Below are 25,498 nucleotides of genomic sequence, written 5' to 3'. Positions count from 1 at the left end.
GGCTCAGTCGTATAGGTTGCCGGCTCAATCGTACCGGTTGCCGGCTCAATCGTACCGGTTGCCGGCTCAATCGTACCGGTTGCCGGCTCAGTCGTACCGGTTGCCGGCTCAATCGTATAGGTTGCCGGTTCTGTCGTATAGTGCCGGCTCAGTCGTATAGTCGTATAGATTGCCGGTTCAGTCGTATAGGTTGCCGGCTCAGTCGTATAGATTGCCGGTTCAGTCGTATAGATTGCCGGTTCAGTCGTATAGATTGCCGGTTCAGTCGTATAGATTGCCGGCGAAACCGGAGTGGGGGGTTTACCCGAGATATCTGTTGGGAGCAAAGATCGATCTAGCAGCAGTCATATTGGTTAGGACATCCGTAGCCTAGGGGAAAAGGCGTATCCCGCCGGTCCTATAGCAGCAGTCATATTGGTTAGAATAATAGAAGCTTCGGGAGCTCTGGAGCAAAAGAGGCCGGAATGTAGGTTTCCTAAATGCTTACTGCTATATAGACGTAGGGCAAGCGTCCCGCCCCCCCTGAAATTCTAATGTTCTAACCTAAGTGCATACTGCTATAACAAAAGGCGTAGGACAGACGTCCCGCCTGTCCTGCTGTCCTAACCGAAGTGAATACTGCTAGATCTGCTAGTGGCTGGGGATATCGCGGTTCTCAGTTCGATCGGGTGCGCCGGTTGAAAACGAAACCGTTTAACGAAACCGTTTGCTGTAGGGGCGGGGCTCACGCAAGATGTCTGTCCGAAGCCCCGGATATAACTAAACACGCTACAACACAGCTGAACGTCTCAAGAAAAATGTAGCGCACTGATCTGAGAAACGCTATATCTGCAAACCCGCCCCTGCTAGAAAAGGGTTGTCCCCATCTCTCCCCGCTTCCGCCCCCGCTATCGAGAGTCTCTCTTACCGGCTCAACTCCTTCTCAATCGCCGCCACCAATTCCGGCGAGTCAGGCTTGACACTGCTGCGGAAACGTGCTACTACCTCACCCTGCTTGCCAACCAAAAATTTCTCAAAATTCCAAGATATATCTCCGGGAGGATTGACAGATTGAGTCAGGCGTGAGTAGAGCGGATGTTTTTGACCGCCCAAAGCGTGAACCTTATCAAACAGCTCAAAAGAGACGCCATAATTTTTGCGGCAGAACTGGACTATCTGCTCATTGGTTCCAGGTTCCTGCGCCCCGAAATCATTGCACGGAAAGCCCAAAACCCGCAGTCCTGAGTCCTTGTAGTTTTGGTGCAACTGTTCGAGCCCGGCATATTGGGGCGTGTAGCCGCAGTAGGAAGCCACATTGACAATCAGCAGCACATTGCCGGCATACTCGCCCAGCTGCTTTTCCTCACCTTCGATCGTCTTTACTGTAATGTCAGACGTTGCTCATTTTCAGTACCATTCGTGCTAGCTGCAAAATCCAGTATAGAAGCCCGAGCCGGCAAGAAAAAGAGTCAGCCCCTCCTAAAAAGAGCCGGGCGCGCAGCTTGGGGAGTGGCGGAGAGAGGCAATCGCCAGGGGCACCCCTAGAGGCGGGCGGAGCACCCCAGGGTGGAGGAACCCCGACCCCAGTGAAAACAATCTCTATCCCGCCGGAAATGATATAATAGTTGAATTTTTGTCAGCCTTTTCAGCTACATTGAGAATATTCAGGGATTTCAGGGTATCTTGCAAAAAATTTCGGATCTGCTCGGGCGCGGACAGCCTTCGCTAGCATAAAAAAACAAACAGCACTTAAACCGAAGCTTTTCAAGAGAGAACATCTCAGCAGCGCAACCCCTAGGTGCATCTTCGACGTAAACGCTTCGTCAATCTCTCAAACAGCCGGCCAGCCAACGCAACCTGAATCAACTATGCAGCGGAACAACCCACCCATCTACCTGCCAGACCTGGGGGAGGTCATTGACCGGTATCCCCTGATCGTTACGTCCCAGACCCCGCTATTAGAGGTGATTGCACTCATGGGTCAGCTCCGCAGCAGCTGCCCTCTCGGAGAGTTCAGCCCAGCAGCCGGCGTCGGGACAATTCCAGCCTCCCCTTTGCTGGGAGAAGCCAGAGCCAGCTGCGTCTTGGCGATCGACCCCAAAGGCTCGCGCAGCCAGCTCGGTTCTCCTATACAGGGAATTTTCACCGAGCGGGATATCGTGACGCTGATCGCCTCCGGTCAGAACTTAAAACAGTTCACGATCTCCGAAGTCATGACCCAGCCGGTGATTGCCCTGACAGAATCGGAAGTTCAGGACGTCTTCACCGTATTAATCCTGTTGCGCCAGCACCGGATTCGCCACCTGCCCATTCTCGACGATGCGGGGAACCTGCTCGGAGTGGTCACTCCCGAGAGCATTCGCCAAGCCATGCTGCAACCGGCCAATCTCCTGAAGATGCGGCGGGTGGAGGAAGTGATGACCTCTGACGTGATTCAGGCACCGGCAACCGCCTCAGTAATGAGTCTAGCCCGGGTGATGACAGAACATCGAGTCAGTTGCGTTGTTATTGTGGAGCCATCGGCAGAGTCGGGTGGGGCTGATGAAAAATCTCCGCCGAGCGCTCCAATGCCCGTAGGCATGGTCACAGAGCGAGATATCGTGCAGTTTCAGGCGCTGGAGCTGGATTTGTGCCAGCTGCAGGCGCAAACCGTTATGAGTACGCCGCTATTTTGTCTGAGCCCGCAAGATTCCCTGTGGGAGGCGCACCAGCAGATGCAGCAGCGGTACGTGCGGCGCTTGGTTGTCGCTGGGAGTCGGGGAGAAGTGCTCGGAATCGTCACCCAGAGCAGCTTGCTGCGGGTGCTCGACCCGATGGAAATGTCCGGCATCATCGACGCCCTGCACCTAGCCGTCGAGCAGCGCACCAAAGAATTGCAAAAAGCCGTAGCCCAGCTAGAAAGCGAGATAGCCGTCCGAGAGCGAGTCCAGTCGCGCCTGCGCCTGCTGGAATCCGCCGTGATCAACGCCAACGACGCTATTGTGATTATGGATGCCGGACAGGAGGACGCCTCAGATCCCAACATCGTCTACGTCAACGAAGCCTTTTCCCAGATGAGCGGCTACACCCCAGAAGAAATCGCTGGCAAAACACCAAGTTGCTTGCGGGGGCCAAAAAGCGACCCGGAACAGGTGGCCAAAATTCGCCGCGCCCTGTCGCGCCGGGAGCCGGTGCGGGTGGAGTTAATCAACTACCGCAAAGACGGTACGGAATACTGGGTGGAACTCAACAGCGTGCCGGTGACGGACGTCCAGGGAAACCTGACCCACTGGGTTTCCGTGCAGCGGGACATTACTGAGCGCAAGCGCATGGAACAGGCCCTGTTTGAAGAAAAAGAGCTGGCCCAAGTGACGCTGCAGTCCATCGGGGACGGGGTGATTGCCACCGATGCCGGTGCCCGCATTTCCGAACTCAACCCCGCCGCCGAACGCCTCACCGGCTGGAAAGCATCCGTTGCCAAAGGCTTGCCGCTCACCAAAGTGTTTCGGATTGTCAGCGAAACCACGCGCGTGCCGGTGGAAAATACCGCCGAGACAGCCTTGCGCGAAAACCGGGTGGTGGACATGGTAAACCACTGTGTCCTGATTGCCCGCAGCGGACACGAATTTGCCATCGACCACACCGCCGCACCGATTCACGCCAGTGACGGTCGAATTGTCGGCGCGGTTCTGGTGTTCCGAGATGTCACCCAGGTGCGCAGCCAAGCGCGACAGCTGTCCTGGCAAGCCACCCACGATTCCCTGACCGGTTTGATCAACCGGCGCGAATTTGGCAGCCAGCTGGAGGCGGCGGTTGCCAGCGCCAAAAGCGACAGCCAGCAGCACATCCTGCTGTACCTGGATCTGGACAAGTTCAAGGTTGTCAACGACACCTCCGGTCACATTGCCGGTGACGAGCTCCTGCGCCAAGTCACGGCGCTGTTTAAAAGCCGGGTTCGCAAAACCGATATCCTCGCCCGTCTCGGCGGCGATGAATTTGCTGTCCTGCTCTACCAGTGCCCCGAGGAGATAGGATTGCAGATTGCTGAGTCACTGCTGCACAGTGTCGGCGCGTTCCGCTTTGTTTGGCAAGATAAAACTTTTTCCATCGGCGTCAGTATCGGCTTAGTGACCATCGACGCCAGCACTCAAAGTGCCAGCGCTGTCTTGAATGCCGCTGATGCCGCTTGCTACGCAGCAAAAGATGGCGGTCGCCACCGCGTACATATCAGTTGCGCCTGCTCTGGGGAAGAGGGGCAGCCGTGCGGCGGAACCCAGTGGCCGGTGCGGATTAACCGAGCCCTGCAAGAAAACCGCTTCCGCCTCTACTGCCAGCCGGCTGTCCCCATCGCCCACCCCCACTCCCACCGGCACTATTGCGAAATCCTCCTGCGCTTGGAAGATGAAAAGGGCCAGCTGGTGTCGCCAATGGCCTTTATTCCCGCCGCTGAGCGCTACGGAATCATGCAGGCTATCGACCGCTGGGTGATCTGCACCCTGTTTTCCTCTCTGGCCAATTCTGGCTTGGGGATTTCAGAGTCTCAGTTCAATCTCAAATATAAAATCGAAACTTTCCCCTCCCTCTACGCTATCAACCTCTCGGTTGCCAGTCTCAATGACGAGCGGTTTATTGACTTTCTCTGCGAGCAGTTTTCCACCAGCCGCATCTCCCCCCAGCTTGTCTGTTTTGAAATCGCTGAAACAGTCGCTGTCGCTAACATGAGCCGGGCTGCAGAGCTAATTGGCGCTCTCAAGGAACTGGGGTGCCGCATCGCTATAGATGATTTCGGCAGCGGTATGTCTTCCTTCGCTTATCTCAAAACCCTGCCGGTTGATTTTATAAAAATCGATGGCAATTTGGTCAAAAATATCGCGCTTTGTCCCATAGATTTTGCTCTTGTAGAAGCGATTAACAAGATCGCTCGCGCCCTGGGAATTAAAACTATTGCCGAATTTGTGGAGAGTGAAGCTATTGTCGAAAACCTCAATAAAATTGGAGTGGATTACGCTCAAGGGTATGCTATCGCTCCACCACAGCCGGCGCACCTCATGTTGGGCTCTCAGGGGAGAATTGTGGAGGTCGTTCAGGGGACAGCTGACGACAATCCTCTAGAGCGCCAAGTCGCTTCTCCGGCATATCGCGTTTCTGTCCCGCCGGTTGCAGGGGCGGGTTTATAGATAGTGTGTGCTGCCGGCAGATTCAGGGCCAGCTCGCCCTACTAGAATAAAAAACCTGCCCCTGTCAGCATCCCCCCCCTCCAAAGCCGCCCACTCTCCCTCAATCCTAATAACAAAGGCATTCACCCAGTCTTATATTAGATCACTTTTGCAGCTCCCCAGAAGGGTTCATCTCTCTCCCAAACCCACCGCCATCCCACCGTGTCCTGCCATCTATAGCGGTTTTCATCTGAGTCCGGTACTGAGAAACCCTCTTAAAGAAACCGGGTTTCAGGCAAAAAACCGGGTTTCATAAATGGGGGAGGTTACAGTTATTTATGTCAGCTTACTTATCCCCCAATCAGATGCAACCGGCAGCGAAATTCCTGGCAGCTTTGGGCGCAGCAATAAGTGCCCTCATCCTTCAAGCTGAGATAGCGCACACCGCTCTATCTAAAAATTTATGTGCAAATTGCACAGAAATTTTACCTCAGCGGGCTGTTGCAAACCGCCCAGCAACTGCCGGCGCGGAAAAATCCTGGCCACCGGCAGATGACTCTCAGGTGCCCGACTCTTTGCGCTGGCTGTATCTTGAAGACGCCGCACGCCTCGCCCTGCGCTCCATCCTGCAAGCCGGTGCCCCCGCCAGCGAGCGAGTTGAATTGCCGGCTGACCTCACAAACACCCTTTACAGCGCTCTGATTCACGTGTATAATGCCAGAAAAAATATCCCCCCCCAAGATGTGCTTGAAATCTACCGCACTCACACCTTTCCCTCCCCATCAACCCGCGAGATAATCGTTGGCGTAGGTGGCAAACCGGCATGGGCTGACGCTTGGTCAAATGGCCAGCGGCTGACCGGCAACCGGCAAGTGGATATCTTGATGGAAACATTTTCTTTGCAACTGCAGAGATATTTGGCAGGATCTGGCGCAGCAATCCTGCGCTCATCGGGACCGCTGAACACGGTGGCAGTGGCGAAACAGTTCGCCGGCATCCCCGGAGTCAGTTACGCACAGCCGAATAACCCGGGGGGTGACGGAGACGACATCAAGGCGCAATTCAAAGGCAGTTACTGGGAGATCGACTACATTCAAGGATTTGGCGACTGCCAGCCAGTTTGCATTCAGCGCCGCATCTGGACTTTTCGCGTTTATCCGGACGGCAAGGTGGAGTATGCCGGTAGCAGACTTATCGGCACCGGCACGCCTGTTAGAGACAGGTGGGCAAAAGATGGGCAATCTGCCACCTGCGGCGGGAACAAGCGGTCATATCTATCGGTCTGGGTTGAAAAAATCTTGTGGGGATTCAGTGGTGCCGGTCAGGAGAAAATCTTCTAGCAACTCGTTCATCCGCTGCGAGGCGGATTGAATTCGCCGGTACAGGTCGTGTTTTTTCTCCTCAGTCAAGTGGTCGGAACACTCTTCGAGCAAGTCAGCAGAAGCGACGATTGTCGTCAGCGGATTGCGAAACTTGTGAGAGACCAGAGAAAGCCAGCGCTCTTTGAGTTCTTGGAACTCTCGTTCGTGTTTGAAAGCCTGAAGAATGGCAACTTCTAAGTGCTTGCGCTCCACAGCATAGCGCAAAGCGCGCACCAGCAACCTGCAGTCAACTTCACCCTTGACCAGATAGTCTTGGGCACCTTTCCGGAGTGCCTCAGCGGCGATCTGCTGATCGTCGCTGTCAACCAGCACCACCACCGGCAAGGTGGGAGCCGCCCTTTGCAGCTGCGCCACAGTATCGAGTTCCTGACACTCGCCCAGGTCTATCCCTAGCAAGATGACATTAAAACATTCTTCAGCTAGAAGTTGCAGCGCTTGGCTGACCTGCTTGACGTGCGTGACCTCAAACTGCGCCGAAGCGGTGTATCCTAAAATTTCTTGGATCAGTTCAGCATCTTCCAGATTGTCTTCTATCAACAGAATGGCAACCGGCGCAGAATCCGCAATAGTTTTAGCTAAATTTTCGCTCATTAATAGCCTTCCCCATTTTATTTCACATTTTATAGCGTTTCTCAGTTGGATGAACTATGGCCCAGAAAGCCGGTTTCTTTAAGAAACCGGCTTTCTCAGTACCTCATTAATATGAGAAATGCTATAGCAGCAGTCATATTGGTTAGAACAATAGAAGCTTCGGGAGCTCTGGAGCAAGGGAGGCCGGAATGTAGGTTTCCTAAATGCTTACTGCTCTATAGACGTAGGGCAGGCGTCCCGCCCCCCTGAAGGTCTAATGTTCTAATCTAAGTGAATACTGCTATATATATAGCAGTAGCCCGTTAGGGAACGGACATTAGATCGAGAGGGCACGGGGGGAACGCCTGCCCTACGCCTTTTATCCCTAGGCCACCGATGTCCTAAGCAATATGACTGCTGCTATATTTAAAACTCCCCACATTCCAGTCCAACAGCACCGGGCACCAGCACCGGCATTTAGGGGCATGGGGCATGGGGTAGGGCCCAATCCCCATCCTATTACAAGTCCTGGGCAAATATCCCTTCTTTCTCCTCTTCAGAATTAAAAATATAATCCCAGTCAAATCGGAAAGATTGGGGGTGGCGGATTAGAGAGAATCCAAATTCATTCACGATGTCAGTTGTAAAAGTGGCCATAACCAGCTCCACCACTTTTTTGGGAGTGAGATCAGGAACTCTGACAAAATAGGCCCGCCGAGCGAAGAAGATTTTTTCATCCTTAGGGCTGACTATTCCGTTCAGCCGGTGAGTGGCTTGAATGGGTTTGATATAGGTGTTAATAAAGCTTTCCTGCTGTTTCTGGAGGAGGGCCAATCTTTCCATCTGCAGCCAGCTCATTTTAAACATCATTTTTAAGAGTTCAAATCCTAACATATAATTAAAAACGTTTGTGCGCTCTTCCGAACTGAGAATCAAGCGCAGTACGGATTCTAAATACCGGACAGGCTGTCTGCGGGCGTCGGTTGCTGAATGAATGTAAAACTGCTTAATATAGCTTCTGAGTACGGCTTCATTGAGTTCCGTATTAATGCGGAACCCTTTCAGATATTTTTTGACTCGATTGAGGGTATCGATGTCTTGAAGCATTTTTGAAAGCAAGCCATCCGCTGTGTAATCATCTAAGAAGTCAGCCTGCAAGTCCGAAGGAGCGGCACAGAGCAGATAGCACAGCGACAGGATATACCGGCGCTCCTCCCAAGGCAAACTTTCCGCCCACCTTTTCGCAGCTTGAGGGAGCAGGTCGAGAATACCGTCACCGTAAGGATCTTCACTATTTGATGGGCTGTTAGCTTGCCGTTCCATCATAAACTGAAGCCGTTAAAGGAAAAGGAGACAGAGGGGGAAAACGCAAATTGGCATGAGTTGAAAGACGCCGGGGGAATCTGCCGCAATCTAGCTGGCGTTCCCTCAAATCTAGCGAGCGAGGTTGGCGCAAAACCGGCGCGTGTGGCAGAAGAAACAGTTTCCCGCACTCAGTGGGAGCGCGGCGGCCAGAAGTGGTATTATATTGGCGCAGCCCTCCTTGTAACTGTGAGTGGCCCTATCAGCTATCGCTTCCTATTGCATCAAAACAGCGCAGTTTCGCCCGGAGGCTTTAGCGTCATAAAGCGCCCTGTCAGCCGAGGCGATCAGCACAGCCGGTGTTGAGTGCGGCAGGGGAATCGCCGTAGCCACCCCCAAACTCAGCGTCACCAGCCGATCGCCGTAGGGGCGGCCAGAAGTGGCCGCCCCCCCCGTGGCCACCCCCGCCGCCGCCGCCCCCCGGACAATCCCCAAAGCAGCCACATTCATTCGGATCTGCTCAGCCACATGAACCGCACCGGCGGAATCGGTGTGGGGGAGAACCACCGCAAACTCTTCCCCCCCGTAACGAGCCACCAAATCAGCGGGGTGGCGCACCGCCTGAGAGATGGCACCGGCAACCAGCTGCAAGCACCTGTCCCCAGCAATATGCCCGTAAGTGTCGTTGTAGGCTTTGAAAAAATCCACATCGCACAAAATCAGGGACAGGGGCTGGCGATCCCGGGCGAGGCGCAACCACTCGCACTCCAACATCTCGTCAAACCGCCGCCGGTTAGCCACCCCCGTCAGCCCGTCAACAGAAGCCAGACGCTGCAACTCTCGGTTCGCAGCTTCCATCTGCCGGTAGAGGTGGGCTTGGTGAATCAGACGCCGCACCCGCTGGCGCAGCACCGTCCAGTGGATGGGCTTAGTCACATAGTCCGCCGCCCCCGCCTCAAACGCCCGGTCCACCGATTGCGGATCGTCGAGACTGGTAATCATCAGCACCGGTGTGCTATCCCCATCCCCCAGCAGCCGCACCTGCTCGCAGCAGGTAAAGCCATCCATCACCGGCATCACAGCGTCGAGCAGCACGATATCCGGCTGCAGGCGAGTGTAATCCGCCAAACCCTGCTTGCCGTCAGCAGCTTCAGCCACCCGGTAGCCCTCTTTTTCCATCGCTCGCCGCAGCAACATCCTCGTCGTTCGGTCATCTTCGATCACCAGCACCAGAGGGGGCTCGCTGACGCTGGGAGTGGTGTTTGCGCCAATTAGAGTGGACATGGCAAAGAATTTTAGCTTATAGCCGTTTTCACGCCCGGTCGAATACAGCCCAAGTCAGGGAATGCGCTTACATATCAATAATGCCCACTTATTTCTGTGAAACAAGAATCCCTGTCAGGGATTCAAATCCCGGGAACTCAGAAATTGAAAGTCGTGAGGGCATCCCTGACCCTATCACACTCTGCTTCCAGTTGTAAGACTGTTACAGCCGCCTCTTTAAAAGAGCCGGTGCGCCCTAAGATTTCCAACTGCTTGCACAGCTCAGCGAGGACTCCCGCGCCCAGAGTCGCGCTAGTTGACTTCAGAGTGTGAGCCGAAAACTGCAGTGCCGGTCCATCTGAGAGTTCCGCTGCCGTGCGGATGTCTTGCAAAAGTGTGGGCAAATCTGCCAAATAGCTGTTAATCACCTCTTTGAGCAATTCGGGGTCATCCTCACCTACCATATCCTGTAACGCTTTGAGCGCCCCGGCGTCAATCGGGGGGAAGGGGTGAGAGGGTGAGGGGGTTGGAGGGTCAGACTCAGACGGGGGCAGAGCGGGTGCGGGGGCGAGGGAGAAGAAAGAAGCGCTCTCCCCTCCGCCAGAAGCGACTGTTGCCTCTACAGCAGGCTCCGCCCCCTCCGCACTCAGAGATCCTGCAGCCGGCGGGCCCAATAGGGCCGGCGCTAGAGGCTGGCACTGCTGTAGCGCCTCCACCAGAGCCTCCATCCGGACAGGCTTGCTAATATAATCATCCATCCCCGCCGCCAGACACATCTCCCGGTCCCCCTGCATGGCATTAGCCGTCATGGCAATAATCCGGGGTCGAGCTGCTGGCACTAGCTCCTGGCACAGTCGGCGAGTGGCTTCCAAACCGTCCATCTCAGGCATGTGGACATCCATCAGCACCACATCGTAAGGCTGCCTCCGCACGGCTTCGAGCACTTCGAGTCCGTTGGCGGCAATATCTGCCCGATACCCCAGACGCTCCAGTATGCGCAGCGCCACCTTCTGGTTGACCGCATTGTCCTCCGCCAGCAGAATCCGCAGCGGCAGGCTCGACGCCAGCTGCGAGTCAATCGCCGCAGGCTGAACTCCCTCGTACCGGGCCCTCACCGGCACCAAGCCAAAAATGCCGGTCAGCACATTGTAGAGCTGGGATTGCTTCACCGGCTTGTTGAGAAAAGCCGCAAAATCCAGCTCAGCGAGCTGCCGGCTATCTGGCAAGCTGCCGATAGAAGTAAACATCAGCAGCGGCAAATTCTTCGTCCCGGGAAGCTTGCGGATTTCTGCCGCCAAAGTCAGGCCATCCATAAACGGCATCTGCATGTCCAGAATTGCCAGGTCAAACACCTCACTCCCTCGCAGCCAGTCGAGAGCCTCAGCGCCAGAAGCTGCGGCGCGGGGGAGCATTCCCCAAGACTGGGTTTGCAGCGTCAAAATATGCCGGTTGGTAGCGTTATCGTCCACCACCAGCAACCGCTTGCCGGCCAAAACTCGGCCCAGTGCCGGCCCCGCAGCTGCCACCGCTCGCGCTTCCAGCGTGAAAAAGAAAGTGGAACCCTTGCCCACTTCACTTTCCACCCACATCCGCCCCCCCATCATTTCGCTGAGGCGCTTGCTAATCGCCAAACCCAAGCCGGTGCCCCCGTACTGGCGGGTGGTGGAGGCGTCCACCTGACTAAACGGCCTGAACAGGCGATTCATGCGCTCAACAGGGATGCCGATGCCGGTGTCGCGCACCGAGAATTGGATTTCCCAACTGGCGGAGGCCTGTGGCACAGGCGGGACGCCTGTGCCCCCACCACCAGCCCCCACCGGCAGTTTACAAGCCGTAACCGACACCACCACTTCCCCCGTCTCGGTGAATTTAACAGCATTGCCCAGCAGATTCACCAAAATTTGCCGCAGCCGGGTGACATCCCCGACAATCGTCTCCGGAGTTTCCAAGTCAATCAGGCAAGCCAGCTCCAGCCCTTTCTGCGCCGCCTTGGGAGCCAGCAAATCCAGACACTCCTCAACGCAGGCTCGCAGATTAAACGGATGCGCCTCTAAGTCCAGCTTGCCCGACTCAATCTTTGAGAAGTCAAGGATGTCGTTAATAATCGTCAGCAGCGCTTCCCCACTGGTGCGCACCACTTCCACAAACTCTCGCTGTTCGGGCGTCAGCAGCGTATCCAGCAGCAAGCCGGTCATGCCAATCACCGCATTCATCGGCGTGCGAATTTCGTGGCTCATGGTGGCCAGGAATTCGCTCTTGGCTCGGTTGGCAGCATCAGCAGTTTGTCGGGCGTGTTCCAAAGCCAGATTTTGCTCCGCCAGCTGCTCTCGCTGGCGGGTTTCTTGCTCCAGCAGCCCGGCTTGCGCCAAAGCAATCCCCACTTGAGCCGCCACAGCTTCCAGCAGCTCGATTTCATCCTCAGTCCACTGGCGGAACCGGTCGTACTGGTGCAGGGCAATCACGCCATTCGCTTCCCCTTGATAAGAAGTGCGAATCGCCAGCAGAGACTTTAAGCCAATCTGGAGAGACAGCGGCTCAGTCGCTCTCAGCAGCGAGTCAGCGTAAACATTTGGGGAAGAAAGCGCCCGATCTTGAGCCATCAAAAGCTCGGCGTGCGGATTGCCCGCCACCGGCACGTCTAAATTCAGCAGCGATTGGTAACCGGACTCCAAATACTCCGCCACCACCGGGATCTGGGGGTTCGGCGCGGCGATATAGGAGTGAATCAGACAGCGATTCACCCCAAACGCCTCACCGAGCAGAGCGCACGCCGTCCGAAAAATTTCTTCAGTGTTTAGAGAAAGGCGAATCTCCTGAGTGATCTTTCCGAGCAAAAAGCTGCGCTGCAACTGCCGCTGCAACGCCTCTCTGGCGCTCTGGCGCTCAATCTCCCCCCCAACCCACTGAGCCATCAGCTTCAGAAGCTCTCTGTCTGCCGGTTTGAACGGCTGCGGGCGGGGCGTCGGGCTGGCAAAGCTCAGGGTGCCGTAAACATTGCCCGCCACCAGCACCGGCGCACCGATATACGCCTCGAGCTGGCGAGCCGCATAGGCCGGATGGTTGCGCCACTCCGATGTTGCGGCTGACTCAAAACAGACTGCATTGGCGGTTCCAAAAGGCGATGAACCCTCAGCGGCGAAGGAATCGAAAGTCTGCTGGAGATTAAAAGCATCCCCTTTAACCAGCCTGATTGCCCCCGGCGGCAATTGCGCCGCGATCACCTCATAGCGCGTGCTGGAAATTCGCCCTGCGGTGCCGATCTCCAGGCCAAACTGGCGGCATCCCATCTCCAGCATCCGCTGCAAGCGCCCTTCAAAGTTCTGGTCGCCGGCAGCCGTCACCTCATACAGCGCCCGAATCGCCGCCTCGCTCTCCTGCAGCTCTCGCTCCGCTTGCTTGCGATCGGTAATGTCCCGCCCCACCGCTTGGAATGCCACCACCTGCCCCCCTTCGCCGAACATGGCCCGGTTCGTCCACTGCAGCCACCTTACCTCGCCGGTGGGCAAAATCACGGGATACTCCGAAGTCCCCACCGGCAATTCTTGCGTCAGCGCTGCCAGGGACTGCCGCACCTGCGCCCAGTATTCCTCTGGAATCACTGCCGTAATGTGCCGGTCGAGAAGTTCCTCGCGCTGCTTGACAAAATAGCGACAGTATGCTTCATTGACGAAACTAAAGGTACCGTCGGGCAGAAAACGGCAGATGAGTTCCGTTTGGTCTTCGATAATCGCCCGGTAGCGCTCCTCCGATTCCCGCAGCGCCTCCTCCGCCTGTTTGCGCTCCATAATTTCATTTTGCGCCTGCTTGAAGAGGGTGGATTGCTGGATAGCGATCGCCAGCTGCACGCTCAGCTGCTTGAGCAACTCCACTTCCTTTTCGCCCCACCGGCGCGCTGCGCAGCAGTGATGGGCAATCAGCAGCCCCCACAGCGATTCTCCTTGCAGAATTGGCACCACCAAATTGGCTCTCACCTGAAACTGCTTGAGTAAGTCAACGTGGCACTGGCTGATCCCAGCGGTGTCAATATCCTCAATCGCGGCAATCCGACCTTGCTGGTAGGGGGAAATCAGGCTTTTCTCAAAGCAGGGGTCTTTGATGTGGCTTCCTAAAGCTCTCACCCAACCCTCAGCAACCGACTCCACGACTATCACCCCACTCCAGTCGGGGAGAAACTGGTAAATCACCGTGCGGTCGGTTTGCAGGAATTGCCGCACTTCCGCCACAGCGGTCGAAAGCACTTCATCTAAATCTAAAGACTGGCGGATGCGCTGGGCAATGGCTCCCACCAGCCGCTCCCGCTCAGCTTGCTGTTGCAGCGCCTCTTCCGCTTGCTTGCGCTCCGTAATGTCGTTGAGCGTCCCAGAGGTGCCGGCTATCTCACCGCCAGCATCCAGCACCGGTCGCGCGAACATCTCCATCCACCGGACATCACCGGCTTTGGTTAAGTAGCGAACCTCGTGCCGGCAGCAATCTTTTTGGCGCTCTTGGCGCTCTTGGCGCTCTTGGCGCTCAATCAGCGCTCGGAACAGTTCTAAATTGCGCTGCCGGTCGTCGGGATGAACGTAATTTAAGAAATTCGTGCCGAGGCTTCCCTCAATTGCAAATCCCGTAATTTCCGTCCAGGCGGAATTGAGAAAAGCCCACAACCCCGCTGCATCCGTCTGGAAAATCACTTCCTTAACGCTGCCCACAACGGAGCGATATTTCTGCTCACTCTCTATCCGCGCCGCCTCAGCTTGTTTGCGCGAGGTAATATCGCTGGCAATTCCCATGAAGCCGGTGATGTTGCCTGCGGGGTCCAAGAGCGCTGACACCGACAGCAGCACCGGAAAGCGGCTGCCATCTTTGCGGATGTAAGTCCATTCGCCCTCGTCTGTCTCGCCCCGCCGCGCCTTGGCGACAAAAACCTCAAACCCCGGCTCCACCGGCACTCCCAATTCGGCGGAAAGCGAAGCCGCCCGCTGCACTACCTCGTTGAGGTCGTGGATGATAGCCGGCGTTGTTTTTCCGATGACTTCTCCTGCCGAATATCCCAGCAATCGCTCCGCCGCCGCATTGAAGGTGCGGATTGTGCCGTCTGGCGTGGTGGAAATAATGGTGTAGTTGGCGCTGTCCAAAATCGCCCGCTGCATGCTTGTTGTCTCTTGCAGCGCCACCTCCTGTTGCTTGCGGTCTGTAATGTCGTGCGCTGCGGCGCAGATCATTTGCCGGTCAGGGTATGCGGTGGCGTTCCACAACAGCCACCGGTACGCTCCATCTTTGCAGCGGTAGCGATTTTCAAAAGAAATTGCATCTGTGCCGCCGGCAACTTTTTCCGCTTCGGCAATTGTTTTTACCCGATCTTCAGGATGAACAAAATCGATAAAATATTTATCTATTAGCTCTTCATACCTGAACCCAAGGGCCTTAGACCAAGCGGGGTTAAGCTGCTTAAATTTGCCGTCAAAACCGGCAACGCAAAGCATATCGATGGACAGGTTAAAAAAGCTATCGCGCTCCGCTTCTGCCTGCCGGCGAGCCGTAACATCTCGAAAATTACACACTCTCCCGACGGTGGTATTCCCCACCCGCTGCAGTTTCGAGTACCGCTCAAATATCCTGCCATCCTTAAATTCCAAGATGTCGGAACTCTCAGCCTCAGGCCATTGCTTAATTTTTCCTAAAAAGCTTTCTGGACTTTTCAGCAGGTCTTTGACGATTGCCGCAGATGCCGGCGATTCTATCGATTGAGCTATCGCATCAGTCCCCAGCCACATTTCTTGGAACTTGCGGTTAAAGGTGACGATTTTCCCCTCTGTGTCAACCGCCAGTATTCCGTCTGCAGTGGAGTCGAAAATTGCCTGCAGCAGCGCCAGAGATTTTTGCACTTCTTCCTGCGCGTGCTGGCGCTCGCCGATTTCTCTGAGCAATTGCGCGTTAGCCGCCTCTAGCTCTGCTGTCCGCTCGCTGACTCTCTGTTCCAGCTGGCTGTTGAGCGTGCGAACTTGCTCCTCGGCACAGCGCCGGTCGCTGACTTCTTTTTCCAGGGTTTGGTTCACTAACTCCAGCTGGACTGGGCTGGGGAGCGCTAGCGCCTTCGGCAGCAGCGGCACTAGTTCCAGTGCCGTAAATGCGGAAATAGCTGCTGTCAGGACTTTCACCACGCCGGCAAGCCAGTAATCAGGGTGCCACAGCAGCCACACCTCCATCAGGTGCGTGGTGCCGCAGGCGACGATAAAGCTGCTGAACAGCAGGAAGATGCCGGCGAAGGGCACATCTCGTCGCTTGCGGACGAAATACACCAGCATCAGGGGAATGGCGTAGTAGGCCAGTGCGATTGACAAGTCCGACACCGCATGCAGCCACACCAGCTCGGGCTTCCACAGATAGCACTGCCCGTGAGGCATAAAATCGCCTGAAAAAAAGCTTTTTAACACTTCCAGCATCAGTCCCCCCGCTCGTTGGCCCCAATTGTCCGGCAGTTGCAACTCCGGGAGCATCCCAGTTGTGCTTGCTCTGCGCAACTGGGATGCGATAATGATTTCAGCAGGGGGTCGGAGGAGAAGATTTTTGGCCAGCGAATCTTTGGAAACGGGATTGAAACAAACAGAGATTCCTCAGGCCGATTCCCACTCCCCTTGCACTACCGCCTGCTGCCAGTCACATCCTGCCGGCGATTCTTGCTGTTCCCCTGCAGCCGGCGCGTCCGCCCACCGCAATCACTCCCGACTTATATATCAAAATATGTGTGATCTGTCAAAGCTCAAAGTTTAAATCTTTCTGGATTTTGGGGGGCCGGCAGCAGGAGTCAGGGGCACAAGCGAGGCACAGGCAAGGCACAGGCGAGACGCCTGTGCTACGCTGCGGTTTGACCCAGGGAGAACAGAGGAGCCGAACAGATGGCAGATCCGTTAATCTATCAGGAAGATCACTTTGTCGTGCTGGAAACTAACCAGCCGGAGCAATTCCTCACCGCTGCTGAACTCCTAGAAAAGCTCAAGGCTATTTTGGCCAATCGCCAGGATGACTTGCCACAGGATTTGCAAAAATTTACGGCACCTGACGCCCAAGCCAAGTATCTGCTGGACACCAGCTGCTCCCTGGACGTGGGCCCAGGAGAATTTTTGCAGTGGTATGCCGTTCGGCTGGAAAAGTGAGGGGTGAGGGGTGAGGGGTTATAGCGGTTTTCAGTGGGATGAAGTAAATGCCAGAAACCCGGTTTCTTTAACAATACCTTCGCCAAAAGCCCACCACTCAGGGTGGGCTTTTAGCCAGAGTGCCGAGGGAGATGGTTATTTAAAAACCCTTTCCCCAAAACCCGGACAGGGTTTTCTGAAGGAAGTGTCTCAACGCCATATCCTGTAAGGGGTACATCGGGGCTCGTCAATAGCTGTGACGCACCCAAAGAAGCCTACTGCACACAGCAGGCTCTGCCTGTTGCCGGCACGTCTGAGTCGGGGGAGAAGACCTCTTTCGTCTCCCATCAGGAGCCAACAGAACCAGGGAACCTCAGGTAAATTGGCCAAGGTATTGTTCAAGACACCGGGTTTCTGGCGTCAGGGTCTTCCGGGCTCCCGTCACTCACTGATATATTTTACGATTAAATGATTTCCACAAATTACCCAGTTTAGACGGTTTTTGTATATATGCTTTCTTCCGGATATTAGGGAATTTGTCCGAATTAGGCCCCGCAGCGGTGCGGCCAGTCTGCTTTTCGTGGCCCAACTGACCCCGGCCCACCGGCGATCGCCCCCACCGGCACCCTCCGACGCAAGGCCCAACCCCACTTCCGGGCCATTTTTTCGGCCCCTGACTAAAAATGAGATAATTTACGATTGAATGATTTTCACAAAAACCCGACTTTAGACCGGTTTTGTATATATGCTTTCTTCCGGATAGTGCAAAATTTGCCCTAATTCGCCCCCGCAGCGGTGCGGCCAGTCTGCTTTTCGGGGCCCAACTGACCCCTGCCGGTGGCCATCAGCCCCAGTTCACGGCCATTTTTCGTCCGGCAGACTGTAAATGAAATAATTTACGAGTAAATGATTTTCACAAATACCCGACTTTAGACGGGTTTTGTATATATGCTTTCTTCCGGATATTATCTCTCATTGCCAGCTTGTTCTGGCAGCGCAGATGGGTGGGCTGCTGCCTCTGGCACCCGATTCCTGCGGCTGTTGAGAAACCCGGTGTCTTGGACAATACCTTCGCCAAAAGCCCACCACTCAGGGTGGGCTTTTAGCTAGAGTGCCGAGGGAGATGGCTATTTCAAAACCCTTTCCCCAAAACCCGGACAGGGTTTTCTGAAGGAAGTGTCTCAACGCCATATCCTGTAAGGGGTACATCGGGGCTCGTCAATAGCTGTGACGCATGTTCAATGCCCCATGCCCCATGCCCCACGCCCCACGCCCCATCCCCAATTAGCCTTCTGGCGTCGCAATCAGAGCCACGTCAATGCGCTTTTCCGCCGGCAGCGTCACCTCAACCCGCACGCCTGGGCCAAAGAACTTTTCCATTTTCTCCTGTTTTTGCTGCCAAGTTGCCAAGGAAATCAGCGGCGAGTCAAACTCCATAATCAAAGCGTAAGCACCGGCAATCTCTGCTTCCCGCAACCCCCGCAGCACCGGGCGCTCCTCGTCAGTGGGACTGAGCCCCAAGCGAGCCAGCGCCTCGTCGAGATGGGCTTTTTGGCCGTACCGATAGCGAGTCACGTCTTTGCGAATCTGATTTTGGGTGCCGGTGGCAACCCTCTCCCGCAGTGCCAGGACATCTGCAGCAGTCGGCTCGCTGAACGGCACCGGCACCAGTTCCGCCGCTTTCAGCGCCAAACCGCCCAGCAGCAAGGGAATCCCGTAAAAGAATCCCGCCAGATTCAATGTAGCGTTGTCGGCGAAATAAGCCGCAAACCCAACGGCGGTCAAGACACTGCCAACCCCTAAACCCAGGGTTGCCAAAGATATTTGAGGTAACATATTAACTAGCTGGTTCCACTTGCAATCTCGTCAGCCTTTATTATCCTCGCTTTCAGGGTGCGAGAGGCATCAGAGAGCGCCCGCAACCGGCCCGAATGCGAGCCGCCCTTTCAGTCTGGCACCGGTTTTCAGCCCGCCGCCAACTTTGGTATGCGGGGTGTCCAGCAGGCACAGGTGACCCTGAGCTTTGACAGCGGCTCCAGAAAGCCGCAATCCCGTGTCAGCCGGAGTCATTTTGGGCTTTAGCCCAACTGCGAACTGCGCCGCTCCAAACCTCACTGTAACTTGTACCTACCGCACCAGCCTGCCGGCAGCAACAGCCACTATCACCCAGACAGATAAGATATCTGGCTGGGATGTCCCTGTCTAATATGATTCCTTTATAACTTGAGTAATTCACATGATGGGTCACAAAAATGGGCAAGCCGACGCAAAAAGTGACGTGATGGAGGAAATTAAATCCCTCAAGCGAGAGGATGAAATGCTCTACAACATCCTAGCAGTTGATGTCTGGGCCTTGGCCAAAACGATGGATGAGTTTCAGCCTGGCTTCTGGGCTGCTTTCATGAAAAATCGGGAAAAAGCCCTCAAAAACTTTCTGGCTGAAATGATCAAAAACAAGCCGGCGGACACCAAACGCCCGCCTTTCCTGCGCTGAGCCGGCACCGGCACTCACTACAGCCCAAAAGATGCTATAATACTATACTCCCTTTAAAAGCACTTAAGCCAGAGGCAGTCTGCGGAACGCCCGGGCGCGAATGCGCGCTTTGCCAGGATGGGTTCCCAACACGCAAGAGACAAGCTTATCCTGAAAGCTGAACGCTGAAAAAGGAACGACATCATGGACAAACAGACACTGATCGAGCGGATTGCCAAAATTGAAACCCAGCGAGAAGTCTTGGTGCGGCTGTTAGAGAAACCAAACCTGGGCACCCTGAGGATTGATGTCAATCAGGCGCTCGAAGAAATGGACGAGCTGCTCGAAGACTTCAAGCGCACTTTTCCCGAAACCGAGCGCCGGTGAGAGGGGTTAATCAGATATAGCAGCAGCCACTTAGGGAACGGACATTAGACCTTGAGGGCAGGCGAGACGCCTGCCCTACGTCTATGCCTCGCAGGACCATGTTATGCCTCAGGGGTTAGGGGTTAGGGGTGAGGAGAGAAGTTGATAATTAACGAGCGTGCCCGATGCGAGCGTGCCCCATGCCCAAAACAATATCACCCCAAATTCAGCGGGTCAACATCCACCGCCAAACTCACCGAGGGCGGGCACAGCGCCCGCAACTGCCCTAAATCCGGCAGCACCACCGGCACCCCGGGCGGAAACTTCAGCAAAATCTGCCACCGGTAGCGGTTCGCCACCCGCATCACCGGCGCGGGTGCCGGTCCGAGCAGCTCGTATCCCCCCTCAAGCGGAGTCATATCTGCCGGCTGCAGCGCTTGCGCCACCCGCTGCGCCGAGCCCTCCACCTCCCCCGCATCCAAACCGCTCAGGCGCAACAAAATCAAACGCCCGTATGGCGGATAGTTCAGCGCCTGTCGCTGCAGCAGCTCCCCCTCCACAAACCGCTCATATTCGTGACGGCGCACCGCCCCAATCACCGGATGCTCCGGCGTATACGTTTGAATTATCGCCCGCCCGGGGTCACTCCCGCGACCGGCACGCCCCACCACCTGCGTCAGAGTTTGAAACGCCCTCTCTGCAGCGCGGTAATCCGACAGATTCAGCAGCCCATCCGCTGCCACCACCCCCACCAGCGTCACCTGCGGCAAATCCAGCCCCTTCGCCAGCATTTGCGTGCCAATTAACAAGTCCGCTTCCCGGCTGGCAAATCGCCCGAGCAACTCCCGGTGCGCCCCTTTCCGCTGAGTCGTGTCGCTGTCAAACCGAATGGCGCGCAACTGCGGAAACTCCTTGGCCAATTCCTGCTCCACTCGCTGCGTCCCACTGCCGAAAGCTTTCAAATAAGGCGAGGTGCATTCTGGACACCGGTCTGGGTGCAGCTGTCCGTAGCCGCAATAATGGCAGCGCAGCAGCTGTGCGGCGCTCTGGTGGGTGTGGTGATATGCCAGAGAAACGTCACAATTAGGGCACTGTATCACATAACCGCAGCTCCGGCAAGAGACAAACGTGCTGTGCCCGCGCCGGTGGATGAACAAAATGCCCTGCTGGCGGGTTGCGTGAAGCCGGTGCAGGGCTTGCTGCAGCGACCGGCTAAAAATGGAGCGATTGCCCTGCAGCAGCTCTTGCCGCATGTCGGCAACTTCCACCGGCGGCATGGGGCGCGACTGCACCCGCTCTGGCATGGACAGGTAATAGGTTTTGGATGCCTGGATTTGGGGATTGGGGGATGGGGAATTCTCCAGCGCTTTCCATCGAATTTCCAGCCAGGTTTCAAGCGATGGGGTGGCGGAACCGAGGATCAGGGGGCAGTTGGCCAATTCGGCACGCCACTTGGCGACGGTGCGGGCGTGGTAGGTGGGGGCGGGCTGGTCCTGTTTGTAGCTGTCGTCATATTCTTCGTCCAAGACGATCAGGCCGACATTGGCCAGGGGGGAAAAGATGGCTGAGCGGGTGCCGATTAGGACTTGCGGCTCCCCGAGGAGCATTTGCCGCCAGGTGTCGTAGCGCTCGCCGGCGGAGAGGGCGCTGTGATAGACGGCAACTTTATCGCCAAAGCGGGCGGTGAACCGGTCGGTGAGTTGCGGGGTGAGGCCAATTTCCGGGACGAGGACGATTGCCGACTGCCCGCGCTGCAGCACCGGCGCTATCGCTTGCAGGTAGACTTCTGTTTTGCCTGAGCCGGTGACTCCGTGCAGCAGGACTTGGGCGAAGCTCTTTAAATGGGTGATGACTTCTAGAGCATGTTGCTGGTAATTTGTCAAGTTTTTGGGCGCGTCTGGTGTTTGCGCCGGCTGTGCCGGTGCCCGCAACACTTCCCGCTCCTCGATGGCAAAGCAGCCGGTCTGTTCGAGGGTTCTGAGTGTTTTGGCGGTTGTCTTGCAAAGAAGCTGCAATTCTGCCAGCCAGACTGCGCCTTCCCTGCGCCTGAGGACTGCTAAAACTTCTTTTAAAACTTCTCGCTGCCGGTCGGTGAGGTCAGTTGCGCCAGCGCCATTGCCGGTCAGGACAGCCGCGAGTTGGCGTTTGGGTTGGGGGGGTTTGGGCTGCTCCAGGTAGCTCTCGGCCCAGCCGCGCTCCCGCAGCTGCTGCAGCCCCCGCTCGGCACCTTTGACTTGCCGCTGGACTTCCCGCCAGCTGAGGTTGCCGGTTTTGGAGGCTTGCAGGAGGGCGAGAATCTGGCGGGCGGCTGGATTTTTTAGGAAGATTTCGGCACCGGCGGGAATGGCTGCCGCGTTGAGGCGAATGCGGCGCTGCCAGCGCGCCAGGGAACCGGGGGGCAGGGCGGTGCGAATCACTTGAATGAGGGGCGTGCGGTAGTGAGACGCCACTCGTTCGAGCAGCTGCCGGTAGGCCGGCGGTAAGGAACTGAAGGCGACGATGACATCTTCTACGTCGCGAACCTTTTCGGGGGGTAAGCCAGCCGGCAGCCGGTCTGTGAAGCGGATGGCAATCCCGCTCAGCTGCTGCGCTCCAAACGGCACGCTGAGGATATCCCCGGGCTGGATTTTTAGCTCTGCCGGCACCCGGTACGTGAAAAGTTTCTCCTCTCCGGCAGAGAGTTTTTCCTCCTCCTCAGGGCTGGTTTTTTGGACTGCCGGACAGTCCACCAAGACTTCTACCCACTGCTGCGCACCGGCACCCGCCTCGTATGACGCCCCTGGCTCGGCGACAAAGCCGGCAGCCGCCCACTGGGTATCGCTTGCCGTCTCGGGCTCTGCCACAAAGCCGGTGCCTGAGTCAAAATCGTAGTTAGACATATTGCCAAGGTCAGGAGTTGTTGGTTGTGCGTTGATAATTGGCCACTTTTCGGGGGCCGGCGTTTGTGGGTCCGTGTGACCGCGCTCCCCCAACCGCCAACTATTAGCCCCCAGGCATTATGGCAAGTCACCAGCACATGAGAGCGCTGTTGGGGCTGGGGCAGCCTGTGAGGGGGGGCAGCGCGCCGGCGCTTCCAGGAGCGGCTGGCACCCGTGGCCGGTTTCCCCGCCTGCCTTGGGGAGGGGGCTCTGCCGGTTGAGGGATTCTGGCGAGCGCCCTTGCTGATATCGAGCCGTCAAAGGAGCGATGTTATGTCTTGGCAAAAGCCGGCGCTACAAGTATACTATAATTAGGTTATCATTACAATTAAATAATAATACTTGAATAATCGACTGCTTTGGCGGCGCTGCTGATAGCGAGCGTTTGAAAATTAAATTGATTAATTTGAACATGGCTCCGGCAGAACTCTCTCCAGCTGAAGCACTCTTAACAGGAGGAAAAATCAGTGGATGAAATTGCGGCGGCTCAACGTTTACCAGGATACGAAAAAACAGCATCTGATGATTCCGTTGGCTCCTTTTTTAAGGAGATGGCGCGCTATCCACTCCTGAACCCAGAGGAAGAGGTGGCGTTAGGGCGTAGCGTCAAAGAGTTGGTAGCCCTGGAGGCTCTCCAGCAAAAATTAGCAGCCGAATTGGGTCGCCCGCCGGCACGGGCAGAACTGTCAGCAGCGGCGGGGTTGAGCGAAGAGGGGCTGGAAAATTGCCTGCATGCGGGCAGGCGAGCCAAACAGCAGATGATTCGCTGCAATTTGCGATTAGTGGTTTCGATCGCCAAGCGATATCTCAATCGGGGGGTGGCATTTCAGGATCTGATTCAAGAAGGAGCCTTGGGACTGAATCGCGCCGCAGAAAAGTTCGATCCAGACAAGGGGTACAAGTTTTCTACCTACGCCTACTGGTGGATTCGCCAGGGGATTACGCGAACCATCGCCAACAGTTCGCGAACCGTTCGCTTGCCGGTGCACATCGTCGAGCAGCTAAATAAACTCAAACACGCCTCTCGGGATCTCAAGCGCTCCCTGTTTCGGAATCCCACGGAAGCAGAACTGGCGGAGGCGTTAAAAATCCCCCCCAGACACTTGCGCCAACTCCTGCAGCTGCAGCAGCAAACCCTGTCGCTCAACCATCGCATTGGGCAAGAAGATGACACGGAACTGGTAGACTTGCTCGAAGATGACGACACCCCCTCTCCAGAGGCGCAGATGAGTGAGAGCATGATGCGTCAGGAGATTTTGGAGGTGCTCGCATCAGTGCTCACTGAGCGAGAGCAAGATATTATTGCCCTCCGCTACGGACTGAAGAATGGTGAGACTCACACCCTTGACGAGGTGAGTCACATGTTCAACCTCTCCTGCGAGCGAGTCCGTCAAATCCAGGCTAGAGCTATGCGCAAACTCCGCCTGCCCCAAGTGGCCAAACGCTTGAAAGGCTGGCTTCGGTAGAGGGGTTAGGAGAAACCGGGTTTCTGAATAGATTTCTCGGGTGAGATGCCTGGGCTGTCGCAGAAACCCGGTTTCTGGATTCGGGTGGGGGTTGAGAAACCGGGTTTCTGAATATAGCGGTTTTCAGTTGGATGAAGTACATGCCAGAAACCCGGTTTCTTAAAGAAACCGGGTTTCTCAGTACCTCACTCAGATGTAAACTGTCGCAGAAACCCGGTTTCTGGATTCGGGTGGGGGTTGAGAAACCGGGTTTCTGAATAAATTTCTCGGCTCAGATGCCAGGGTTGTCGCAGAAACCCGGTTTCTGGATTCGGGTGGGGGTTGAGAAACCGGGTTTCTGAATAAATTTCTCGGATGAGATGCCAAGGTTGTCGCAGAAACCCGGTTTCTGGGCTGGGCTATCTTACCACGGACTGCCAATCATGGTAAAGCCTGACCAATAATAGGGATGCTTGAGATTGTGGGTGCCTTCCTTGAGCAATTCTGCCGGCAGAGGAACACCGGCACGACTGTTAGAATTGTGCAACTCACCCCCTTCCATCCGCACTTCCCCCCGAATCATCGCCAGTTGCGCTTGACGCAGCGCCTCCGCCTTGATTTTAGCATCCCTCAGGTGGCTGTAAAATTCGGTCATCAGCCCCAAAGTGCCGACATCGCTAACATACCACAAACTGGCGACGGCTGTCTTGACTCCCGCCGCGACTGCAAAACCGGCAAACCCCAATTCCGCCTTTTCATCGCCGACTGCTGTGCGACAGGCAGACAGCACCAGCAACTCCACCGGCGGATTGTTCAGGCGAAGGTTGCGCAGCTGATCCAGGCGCAGTTTTTCGTCCCACAGCTGAATGTAAGAATTGCTGATGTTTCCGGGTAGAAATTGGCCATGAGTTGCTAGGTGAATTATCGGATAGGGAGAATTATAGCGCTGTCCTATCAGGTTGTTTCGCGTGAAGTCCTGATTCAAGAACGCTTTGCCTTGCCACAACATCTGGGTGATTTCAGAAAGCTCCACTGGCACGGCAGGCAAAGGTTTTTGCTCGGCAAATTCAGACGCGCCCATTGCCAGGACTTGTTTCCCCTGGACCGGCTGGTAGCGGGTGTCCATCAAGCTGACGCTGGGGATGAGGGCGAGGCTGTATTTTTCTACGAGAAACTGTTTGCCATCGTGCAGCGCCGCCACCGGCACCCCGCGCAACCCCGCATCCATACTGAACAGCAGCGTGTCAATTTTAGCCGCTTGCAATTCCGGCTCGATTGGCGCAATCAGCCACTGATAGAGCTGCTGTGCCGGTTTCAAATAGCTGGTGGTTCTCCGTTTGCGCACGTCTGTGATTTCCACGCGAAACTCTCTGACAGTTTTCAGCAGTTCCTCCCGAGAGGCTGCGGGGACAGTCTTGCGAATTGGCTGACCTTCGGGGGGGAAAACTACCAGTTCCAATTGGTCGGGCAGCGCGGTGACATATATTATAGCAGAGCGGTTGCCGGTTTGGGAAGCAATGGTTGACAGAGCTTCTCGGATGCTTTCTGTG

16 protein-coding genes are annotated in these 25,498 nt (G+C 55.9%); 6 read left to right on the top strand and 10 right to left on the bottom strand.

Features of this window, described 5'->3' with window-relative positions:
* Both OSC10802_RS52465 and OSC10802_RS0100785 read right to left on the bottom strand, forming a co-directional pair.
* The coding region (locus OSC10802_RS52465) for a ribosomal eL19 family protein (RefSeq protein WP_445727640.1) at positions 1-326 on the bottom strand (326 nt) is incomplete at its 3' end.
* Between the two features lie 577 nt (positions 327-903).
* Entirely contained in the window at positions 904-1,368 is a 465-nt protein-coding gene (locus OSC10802_RS0100785) for a glutathione peroxidase (RefSeq protein WP_026098055.1), read from the bottom strand.
* Positions 1,369-1,847: 479 nt separating this feature from the next.
* Between OSC10802_RS0100785 and OSC10802_RS0100780 the strand changes: the two genes are divergently transcribed.
* Positions 1,848-5,135, top strand: coding sequence for an EAL domain-containing protein (locus OSC10802_RS0100780; RefSeq protein WP_017714872.1), 3,288 nt, complete (start codon positions 1,848-1,850; stop codon positions 5,133-5,135).
* 317 nt (positions 5,136-5,452) lie between these two features.
* Entirely contained in the window at positions 5,453-6,454 is a 1,002-nt protein-coding gene (locus OSC10802_RS0100770) for a hypothetical protein (RefSeq protein WP_017714871.1), read from the top strand.
* On the opposite strand, the gene OSC10802_RS38155 is transcribed toward OSC10802_RS0100770, so the two are convergent.
* From OSC10802_RS38155 to OSC10802_RS43775, 4 genes are all read right to left on the bottom strand, one after another.
* Positions 6,389-7,087, bottom strand: a complete 699-nt coding sequence (locus OSC10802_RS38155; RefSeq protein WP_017714870.1) for a response regulator — start codon at positions 7,085-7,087, stop codon at positions 6,389-6,391. The genes OSC10802_RS0100770 and OSC10802_RS38155 overlap by 66 nt on opposite strands.
* Positions 7,088-7,585: 498 nt before the next feature.
* The gene (locus OSC10802_RS0100760) at positions 7,586-8,392 is read right to left on the bottom strand and encodes a hypothetical protein (RefSeq protein WP_044169919.1); all 807 of its coding nucleotides are present in this window, start codon (positions 8,390-8,392) and stop codon (positions 7,586-7,588) included.
* Between the two features lie 252 nt (positions 8,393-8,644).
* Positions 8,645-9,652, bottom strand: coding sequence for a response regulator (locus OSC10802_RS0100755; protein WP_017714868.1), 1,008 nt, complete (start codon positions 9,650-9,652; stop codon positions 8,645-8,647).
* A gap of 137 nt (positions 9,653-9,789) precedes the next feature.
* The gene (locus OSC10802_RS43775) at positions 9,790-16,056 is read right to left on the bottom strand and encodes a PAS domain S-box protein (RefSeq protein WP_198525032.1); all 6,267 of its coding nucleotides are present in this window, start codon (positions 16,054-16,056) and stop codon (positions 9,790-9,792) included.
* A gap of 453 nt (positions 16,057-16,509) precedes the next feature.
* Here OSC10802_RS43775 and OSC10802_RS0100745 point away from each other — a divergent pair, with 453 nt between their 5' ends.
* Positions 16,510-16,767, top strand: a complete 258-nt coding sequence (locus OSC10802_RS0100745; protein WP_017714866.1) for a CRR7 family NDH-1 assembly protein — start codon at positions 16,510-16,512, stop codon at positions 16,765-16,767.
* Between the two features lie 1,263 nt (positions 16,768-18,030).
* Here OSC10802_RS0100745 and OSC10802_RS0100740 read toward each other — a convergent pair.
* Positions 18,031-18,582, bottom strand: a complete 552-nt coding sequence (locus OSC10802_RS0100740; protein WP_017714865.1) for a DUF2854 domain-containing protein — start codon at positions 18,580-18,582, stop codon at positions 18,031-18,033.
* Positions 18,583-18,651: 69 nt separating this feature from the next.
* Complete coding sequence (locus OSC10802_RS48515) at positions 18,652-18,816, bottom strand: hypothetical protein (RefSeq protein ID WP_155967263.1); 165 nt, start codon at positions 18,814-18,816, stop codon at positions 18,652-18,654.
* 166 nt (positions 18,817-18,982) lie between these two features.
* Here OSC10802_RS48515 and OSC10802_RS0100730 point away from each other — a divergent pair, with 166 nt between their 5' ends.
* On the top strand, positions 18,983-19,240 hold the full coding sequence (locus OSC10802_RS0100730) for a hypothetical protein (protein WP_017714863.1): 258 nt from the start codon (positions 18,983-18,985) through the stop codon (positions 19,238-19,240).
* A 183-nt stretch (positions 19,241-19,423) separates the two neighbouring features.
* Positions 19,424-19,606, top strand: a complete 183-nt coding sequence (locus tag OSC10802_RS0100725) for a hypothetical protein (RefSeq protein WP_017714862.1) — start codon at positions 19,424-19,426, stop codon at positions 19,604-19,606.
* 194 nt (positions 19,607-19,800) lie between these two features.
* Here the strand turns inward: OSC10802_RS0100725 and priA are convergent, their stop codons facing one another.
* Positions 19,801-22,464 (bottom strand): primosomal protein N', encoded by a 2,664-nt coding sequence (gene priA / locus OSC10802_RS0100720; RefSeq protein ID WP_017714861.1) that lies wholly within the window; start codon positions 22,462-22,464, stop codon positions 19,801-19,803.
* A gap of 506 nt (positions 22,465-22,970) precedes the next feature.
* On the opposite strand from priA, the gene OSC10802_RS38145 reads away from it, so the two are divergent.
* Positions 22,971-23,969, top strand: coding sequence for an RNA polymerase sigma factor, RpoD/SigA family (locus tag OSC10802_RS38145; protein WP_017714860.1), 999 nt, complete (start codon positions 22,971-22,973; stop codon positions 23,967-23,969).
* 403 nt (positions 23,970-24,372) lie between these two features.
* On the opposite strand, the gene OSC10802_RS38140 is transcribed toward OSC10802_RS38145, so the two are convergent.
* The coding region (locus tag OSC10802_RS38140) for a CHAT domain-containing protein (RefSeq protein ID WP_155968614.1) at positions 24,373-25,498 on the bottom strand (1,126 nt) is incomplete at its 5' end.

This window comes from Kamptonema formosum PCC 10802, from assembly GCF_000332335.1.
Taxonomy (GTDB): Bacteria; Cyanobacteriota; Cyanobacteriia; order Cyanobacteriales; family Oscillatoriaceae; genus Oscillatoria.
The sequence above is the reverse complement of the archived record's forward strand: the minus strand, read 5'-3'. Positions and strand labels throughout refer to the sequence as shown.

What these genes read in the sequence shown, in the direction of transcription:
- OSC10802_RS0100780 (WP_017714872.1), top strand. Translation starts at nt 1,848, where the DNA reads ATGCAGCGGAACAACCCACCCATCTACCTGCCAGACCTGGGGGAGGTC.
- OSC10802_RS0100770 (WP_017714871.1), top strand. Translation starts at nt 5,453, where the DNA reads ATGTCAGCTTACTTATCCCCCAATCAGATGCAACCGGCAGCGAAATTC.
- OSC10802_RS38155 (WP_017714870.1), bottom strand. Translation starts at nt 7,087, where the DNA reads ATGAGCGAAAATTTAGCTAAAACTATTGCGGATTCTGCGCCGGTTGCC.
- OSC10802_RS0100760 (WP_044169919.1), bottom strand. Translation starts at nt 8,392, where the DNA reads ATGATGGAACGGCAAGCTAACAGCCCATCAAATAGTGAAGATCCTTAC.
- OSC10802_RS0100755 (WP_017714868.1), bottom strand. Translation starts at nt 9,652, where the DNA reads ATGTCCACTCTAATTGGCGCAAACACCACTCCCAGCGTCAGCGAGCCC.
- OSC10802_RS43775 (WP_198525032.1), bottom strand. Translation starts at nt 16,056, where the DNA reads ATGCTGGAAGTGTTAAAAAGCTTTTTTTCAGGCGATTTTATGCCTCAC.
- OSC10802_RS0100745 (WP_017714866.1), top strand. Translation starts at nt 16,510, where the DNA reads ATGGCAGATCCGTTAATCTATCAGGAAGATCACTTTGTCGTGCTGGAA.
- OSC10802_RS0100740 (WP_017714865.1), bottom strand. Translation starts at nt 18,582, where the DNA reads ATGTTACCTCAAATATCTTTGGCAACCCTGGGTTTAGGGGTTGGCAGT.
- OSC10802_RS48515 (WP_155967263.1), bottom strand. Translation starts at nt 18,816, where the DNA reads ATGACTCCGGCTGACACGGGATTGCGGCTTTCTGGAGCCGCTGTCAAA.
- OSC10802_RS0100730 (WP_017714863.1), top strand. Translation starts at nt 18,983, where the DNA reads ATGATGGGTCACAAAAATGGGCAAGCCGACGCAAAAAGTGACGTGATG.
- OSC10802_RS0100725 (WP_017714862.1), top strand. Translation starts at nt 19,424, where the DNA reads ATGGACAAACAGACACTGATCGAGCGGATTGCCAAAATTGAAACCCAG.
- priA (WP_017714861.1), bottom strand. Translation starts at nt 22,464, where the DNA reads ATGTCTAACTACGATTTTGACTCAGGCACCGGCTTTGTGGCAGAGCCC.